The 6,744-nt window shown below is 71.7% G+C and carries 6 protein-coding genes; all 6 read right to left on the reverse strand.

The features are described 5' to 3' along the window. Positions 1-17 precede the first annotated feature (17 nt). The 6 genes from fbaA to ABZW18_RS12345 all read right to left on the reverse strand — a co-directional run bounded on the left by fbaA (position 18) and on the right by ABZW18_RS12345 (position 6,319). Positions 18-1,040, reverse strand: coding sequence for a class II fructose-bisphosphate aldolase (gene fbaA, locus ABZW18_RS12320; protein WP_356185811.1), 1,023 nt, complete (start codon positions 1,038-1,040; stop codon positions 18-20). Positions 1,041-1,247: 207 nt separating this feature from the next. Continuing rightward, entirely contained in the window at positions 1,248-1,820 is a 573-nt protein-coding gene (pyrE, locus tag ABZW18_RS12325; protein WP_356185813.1) for an orotate phosphoribosyltransferase, read from the reverse strand. Positions 1,821-1,964: 144 nt separating this feature from the next. Continuing rightward, positions 1,965-2,795: an aldose 1-epimerase gene (locus ABZW18_RS12330; RefSeq protein ID WP_356185816.1), complete on the reverse strand. Its 831-nt coding sequence runs from the start codon at positions 2,793-2,795 to the stop codon at positions 1,965-1,967. Positions 2,796-2,886: 91 nt separating this feature from the next. Next, on the reverse strand, positions 2,887-3,822 hold the full coding sequence (locus ABZW18_RS12335) for an SRPBCC domain-containing protein (protein ID WP_356185819.1): 936 nt from the start codon (positions 3,820-3,822) through the stop codon (positions 2,887-2,889). Positions 3,823-3,949: 127 nt separating this feature from the next. Next, the gene (locus ABZW18_RS12340) at positions 3,950-5,683 is read right to left on the reverse strand and encodes a spermidine synthase (protein WP_356185822.1); all 1,734 of its coding nucleotides are present in this window, start codon (positions 5,681-5,683) and stop codon (positions 3,950-3,952) included. 78 nt (positions 5,684-5,761) lie between these two features. After that, positions 5,762-6,319 (reverse strand): DUF2617 family protein, encoded by a 558-nt coding sequence (locus ABZW18_RS12345; protein WP_356185824.1) that lies wholly within the window; start codon positions 6,317-6,319, stop codon positions 5,762-5,764. Between the last annotated feature and the right edge of the window lie 425 nt (positions 6,320-6,744).

Raw genomic sequence — 6,744 nt, forward strand, 5'->3', positions numbered from 1 at the left:
CGGAGCGCGCGATCCGCCTACTTCAGCTTCGTGCCCGTCGCGCGCAGGTTCGCGCAGGCCTGCGTGACGCGCTCGGCCATGCCCGCCTCGGCCAGCTTGCCCCAGCTGCGCGGGTCGTAGGTCTTCTTGTTGCCGACATCGCCGTCGACCTTCAGCACGCCGTCGTAGTTACGGAACATGTGGTCCGCGACCGGGCGGGTGAAGGCGTACTGGGTGTCGGTGTCGAGGTTCATCTTCACGACGCCGTTCTCCAGCGCGGTGAGGATCTCCTCCTCCGTGGAGCCCGAGCCGCCGTGGAAGACGAAGTCGAACGGGTCCTTCCGACCGGCCTTGGCGGCGATGCCGTCCTGGAGGTCGCGCAGCAGGTCGGGGCGGAGGACGACATTGCCCGGCTTGTAGACGCCGTGGACGTTGCCGAAGGACGCGGCCAGCAGGTAGCGGCCCTTCTCTCCCAGGCCGAGCGCCTCGGCGGTCCGCTCGACGTCCGCGACCGTGGTGTAGAGCTCGTCGTTGATCTCGTGGGTGACGCCGTCCTCCTCGCCGCCGGTCGGGGTGATCTCGACCTCGAGGATGATCTTCGCCTTCACGGCCTCGGCGAGCAGCTCCTGCGCGATGGCCAGATTCTCGTCGAGCTTCTCGGCCGATCCGTCCCACATGTGGGACTGGAAGAGCGGGTTCTGGCCGGCGGCCACGCGCTCCTGCGAGATCGCGAGCAGCGGCCGTACGTACCCGTCGAGCTTGTCCTTCGGGCAGTGGTCGGTGTGCAGCGCGATATTGACCGGGTACTTCTTGGCGACGATGTGCGCGAACTCGGCCAGCGCGACCGCGCCGGAGACCATGTCCTTGCTGTACTGGCCGCCCAGGAACTCCGCGCCGCCGGTGGAGATCTGGACGATGCCGTCGCTCTCCGCCTCGGCGAATCCACGGAGGGCCGCGTGGAGCGTCTGGGTCGAGGTCACGTTGATGGCCGGGTAGGCGAACTTGCCGGCCTTCGCCCGGTCGAGCATCTCGCCGTAGACCTCGGGGGTTGCGATGGGCATCTGTCCGCTCCTTGTGATGTGCGGGTGTGGGCTGGAGTTCCGGGGGATCCCCCGGTGAAACGCAGTGGCCCTGACCTAGGGGGCGACGTCATCGTCGCCCCCATCTTCCCAGACGCGGACGTTTGGTCCACCCGGCCTATACCCCATACGTGAAGAAGGGGCGGGCGGTTTCACGTGAAACCGCCCGCCCCTTGTTGAATTCGCAGGTCAGAGGCCTAGATCAGCCGCGCTGTAGGCCTGGTGGTACGGAAGTCCGGCCTCCGCGATCCGGGGCGCCGCGCCCCGCTCGACGATCACGGCGACACCGACGACCTCGGCGCCCTCCTCGCGCAGCGCCTCGACCGCGGTCAGCACGGACCCGCCGGTGGTGGAGGTGTCCTCGACCGCGAGCACCCGGCGGCCCTTGACGTCCGGACCCTCGATGCGGCGCTGCAGGCCGTGCGCCTTGCCCGCCTTCCGTACGACGAAGGCGTCGAGGTTGCGGCCCCGCGCGGCGGCGGCGTGCAGCATCGAGGCGGCAACGGGGTCGGCGCCCAGCGTCAGCCCGCCGACGGCGTCGTAGTCGAGGTCGGCGGTCAGATCGAGCATGACCTGGCCGACCAGCGGTGCAGCCTCCCCGTCGAGGGTGATGCGGCGCAGGTCGACGTAGTAGTCGGCCTCCTTGCCGGAGGACAGGGTCACCTTGCCGTGGACCACGGCCTTGTCCTTGATCTGCTGCAGCAGGGCGCCACGGACATCGGGGTTTACGGGGGTCGTGCCCCGGGAGAATGCTGCACTCATACGGATGAGACTAACCGGGTCGGCCCCGCAGACTGTCCGGCCCCACAGCCGGCCCGGCTCTACGCCCTGTCCTGCCCCTGTCCGGGCCGCGCAGCCCGTCCAGCCCGCCGCCGGCAGACGGCCCGGCTCTGCGGCTGTTCTGCTCTAGAGCCGACGCCACGTCCAGGTCGTGGCCATCTCCAGCGGCTCGACGGGGGTGACCAGCCGGGGGAGCGTATTGAGGCCGTTCGGCGGCCCGGACTGCGGCTCGACGCAGACCGCCTCGGCCTGCTCGTCGTAGACGACGACCCATTCGGCACGGCTGGTGACCTTCAGCTCCAGCTGATCCGGCCAGGTGAGCGTGACGTCCACACCGTCCGGCATACCGAAGCAGTCGTCCCACGGGCCGGGCCGCGGCTCGATGCGGCGGCCCGTCGGCAGATGGTTCTCCCCGCGCTCCTCCTGCCACGCGGGCGCGAAGCCGATCTCGGCGTCGGCGCCGCCGGTGCCGAGGTTCCGCAGGAACCAGGGGTGCCAGCCCGCCTGCGCGGGGAAGGAGTCGTCGATCGTCTCGACGCCCATGGTGAGGGTGAGGGAGTCCTCGGTGAGCTCGACGAGCTGAGTGACGCGACCGGGGTACGGCCACGGCTCGGCGAGGTCGTAGGTGAAGACGGCGGAGGTCTTCTCGGTACGGACCGTGCGCCACGGTGTGTCGCGTCCGGTGCCGTGGATCGCGTGCGGCGGGTTGTTCCGCGGCAGCTGGTGCCGTACGCCGCCGTTGCGGAACTTACCGTTCTCGACCCGGCCGCACCAGGGAACCATCGGGAAAGCACCGTACTTCGCGCCCTGCCGCAGCAGCTCCGTACCGCCGATCCGCAGCGAACCGATGCGACAGCCGAGGGCGGGCAGGACAGTCAACTCGGCGTCTCCGGCGCCGAGTCGCACGATGTCGCCGCGCTCCGGTTCCGTGACCTCAGGGGTGTCAGGGGTACTCACCCCTCGACCCTAGCCCTGGCTCCGGCCGGGCGCCGCGCCGGCCGCACTGGTGCCGTACGGGCCCGGCCGAGGCCAGGCCCGCCGGACGGCTTCACCGGCGGCGGCGCAGCATGCGGCCGATGACCACGGCCGAGGCGACGACCGCTGCCGCGGCGGGGGCGGCCCAGCGGAGGGTGGCGGTGGTGGACGCCGTATCGGGTGCGGGGAAGGGGGCGTACCGGCCGCGCGGCGGCGCGTGGTCCACCTCCTCGGCGCTGCGGCCGATCATCGTGCGGCGCGCGTGCGCGGCTTCGGCGGGCGGCTCGGACTCGAGCTCCTCCTCGTCGCCGGCGGCGAGGTCGGCTTCGGACAGATCGGCTTCGGACAGATCGGCCTCCGAGTGGTCGGCCTCGGCGCGCTCGCCCGGCGCGGGCGGCGGTTGCGGTTGCTCGGCCCCCGGGGCGGAGGCCGCTTCCTCCTCGGACCCGGCTGACGGGGCCTCGCCGTTCTTCGGGGTCTCGGCTTTCCCGGATGCCTCCGCGGGCCGTTTGCGGTCCCCGCTCTCCGGCGACGGGATGCCGGGAATGACGCGCTGGTTGTCGTCCCCGTCGTCCGTACCGATGGGGGAGGACTCCAGGCCCGTGGTCAGCTCCGCGGCGAACCGGTCCAGCAGGCGGCGGCCCGCCGCGGCGGACGCCGCCTCCCCCGCCTCGGGAAGCCGGCCCTCGCTGCGTACGGTCCCGGTGCACGACAGCACCGACCCGCCGTCCGCGGCGGACAGCCGCACGTTCAGCGTGAGCTTCACCCAGCCGCTGCCGCGTGCCTCCGTCCCCTCCCCTTCGACGGCGAGGTCGCCGCCGTCCTGCTCGGTGATGCGCAGACGACCGCGGTACGTGATGGTCGAGTGGCCGATGCGCAGCCGCATCCGGCCGACGAGCGCATCCGGCGCCGCGTCGGCGTCCCTCTGGAACCCCGGGACGCAGCGGGCGATGCGCACGGGGTCGGCGAGAGCCTGCCGCACGGTGTCGGCGGAAAACGGAACGAACACCTCATGCTCCATGGGTACCGAGCCTACCCAGCCATTCCGTTCCAGCACGTGAATCCCGACATCCGACGCTCCTCGCCCCTGCCGCTCCTCGCGCCCTCGCCCCTGCCGCTCCTCGCGCCGGGGGCCGTCAGTTCAGATAGCGCGGATGCATCAGGGTCGACGGGGGCAGGTCCCTGATCCGCCGGCGCTCGGCCGCACGCCCCGCCGTGCGCAGCGACGACGGGGTCAGCGAGCGCAGCCGCGGCGTGTCCGCCGGCAGAACCAGCGGCAGCGGCTGCCGCTGGCGGGCGGCGAGGACGAACCCCCAGTCCCGCGGAGCGACCGCCGCGTCCGAGGAGCGGTCCGGGCCGCCGGAAAAGCCCGAGAGCCGGCCGCCCACCCGGTACGGCGCCGTCCGCAGACCCACCGAACGGATCGTCGCGTCCACCGTCCAGAAGCCCTTCGGCCGCACGGACAGCGAGCCCGCGTGAACGGCGAGGCGGCCTCCCGGCGCCAGGACGCGCCGCGCGAGCCCGTAGAACTCCTGCGAATAGAGCTTCGTGCTCGGAGTGATCCCCGGGTCGGGCAGATCGGCGAGCACGACGTCGTACGGACGGTGACGCTCGCGGGCCGCGGTCCGCAGCCAGTCGAAGGCGTCGGCGGAGACCACGTGCGCCCGGCGGTCGCCGAAGGCGTCCCGGTTCAGCCGGGACAGCCCCGGGTCCGTACGGGCCAACCGCACCACTCCCGGGTCGAGTTCGACCAGCGTCACCGACTCCACGTCGCGGTGGCGCAGCACTTCGCGGAGGGCGAGACCGTCGCCACCGCCAAGCACCAGGACGCGGCGGTGCGGTCCGGCCATGGCGGGGTGGACGAGGGCTTCGTGGTAGCGGAATTCGTCGCGGCCACTGACCCGCAACCGCCCGTCGAGGAAGAGGGACAGCGAGCTGGGGCCCCGGCCGGGCAGGCTGTCGGCGTTCCGGTCGTCGCCGGCATTCCCCCTGTCCCCGCCGTCCCCACCGGCTCCGCCCTCCCTGTCACCGTTTTCCTCGGTCCCGCCCGTCAGGACGATCTCCTGCACCTCCGTCTTCTCCGCCACCCGCACGTCCGCCCCGTACACCGCCCGCCGCGCCGCACGCTCGAACGGATCGACGAGGACCGTGCCGGCCGCGAGGAGGGCCAGCACCAAAACGTTCACCCCGAGCAGCAGCCACCTCGCCCGACGGGTCAGATCGCGGCGGAACAGCCACAGCACCATCGCCCCGCCCGCCACCACGTTCACCGCACCGGTCAGCAGCGCACCCCTCAACTGCCCGAGCGCCGGCAGCAGAAGGAAGGGGAAGGCCAGCCCGCCGACGAGTGCGCCCACATAGTCCGCGGCGAAGAGATCGGCCACCGCGCCGCCCGCGTCCTGCTGCCGGATGCGCTGGATCAGCGTCATCAGCAGCGGCACTTCGGCGCCGATCAGCACACCGATCGCCAGCGAGAAGGCGACCAGCACGGTGCGCGACTGCCCGAACCAGGCGAAGCCCGCGTACAGCCCCATCGCCGAGGAGCCGCCCACTATCGCGAGCGCCGCCTCGATGAACCCGAAGCCGACCACGGGGCGCCGGCGCAGCCGCTTGGCGAGGAGCGATCCGATGCCCATCGCGAAGACCATCACGGACAGCACGACGGACGCCTGGGTGACCGAGTCACCGACCAAGTACGAGGCGAGAGCGACCAGTTCCAGCTCATAGACCAGCCCGCAGGCGGCGCAGACGAAAACGGCGCCGAGGACGAGGAAGCGGCCGATGCCGGCCGGTACCGGCAGCAGCGCCGGGCCGTGCGGCTCTCGCGGCGGAGCCGCACGCGAGACGCTGGACACCGGAGGCTCGATCATGCTGGGCACGCTACGTCAGACATATCTGCGGTTTCGTCAGCACACCTGAACGCACAGGGATTTCGGTGGGCGTTCGGTTCACGTTCGGGCCAGCGGGGGCCTCGCGCCGCCGCCCCCGAAACCTGCGGGGGGCCGGCGCAGGCCGACCTGCGTACGGGTCGCCACGAGTCGGCCCTCCTGCGGGTACGCGTGCCAGGTCCGCCACCGCAACTGCCCTTCGTGGCGCTGCGCGAGCATCGCGGTGAAGGCATGCGGGCTGCCCGGAAAGGTCCCGGCCAGACCGTGCGGGTGGTCGGACACCAGCTCGAGCAACTCCTGGGCACGTCGGGCGAAGGAGCTCTGCGAGAGCACCTCGACGCGCGCGCCGAACTCGTAGTCCCAGTTCCCTATGCTCTTGGCCACCCCCAGCGGGAGGGGAGTGCTGCTCCCGGGCATACAGGCCACCGTTTCCGAGCAGTTGCCCCGCTCGTCCTCGACGAGCACTTGGTGCGAGGCGCCGAGCAGCCTCAACTGCACCTCGGCGCCACCGAGTCGGAGGTCCATCACCGCGAGGGCCGGCTGCGGCTCCCTGCCCAGGGCCCAGGCGAGGTCGGTCGCACGGGTATCGGTATACGCCGTCTTGAGAGATTTGAGCATGGGTCGGCTCCGCAAACACGCGAGTGGATTGGTGGGCCGGCCCGCCCCGGAGGAGGACCAGGGAAGAGTTACGCTCGCCGGCTCGTGCCCACGTGGGTCGGTCCGGGGATACGGAATCATGAAATGAGCGGGGCTCACAGCCTTTTTACCCAACTTCGCCGGGTTTCCATCCCGTAGAGGGCCTCACGGTTCAACTGTTCAATGACGAAACGCCCGGCGGGCGTCGGAGCCCGCCGGGCGCATATGCACTCAAGCATGGGACAGATGCACAACCGCTGGTCAGATGCGATCGGCTGGCTCGGCGGCAGCGGGCGTTCGGCCCGCTGCCGCCGGGGGCGGGGGCGCCGGGGGGGGGGGGGGCGGGGGGCCGGGCGCCGGGGGGGGAGGGATAGGGAGAGGGGGGGGTGGGGGAAGAGGGTGGCGAG

Origin of the sequence: Streptomyces sp. NPDC004647, from assembly GCF_040609575.1 — a bacterium.
Classification (GTDB): Bacteria; Actinomycetota; Actinomycetes; order Streptomycetales; family Streptomycetaceae; genus Streptomyces.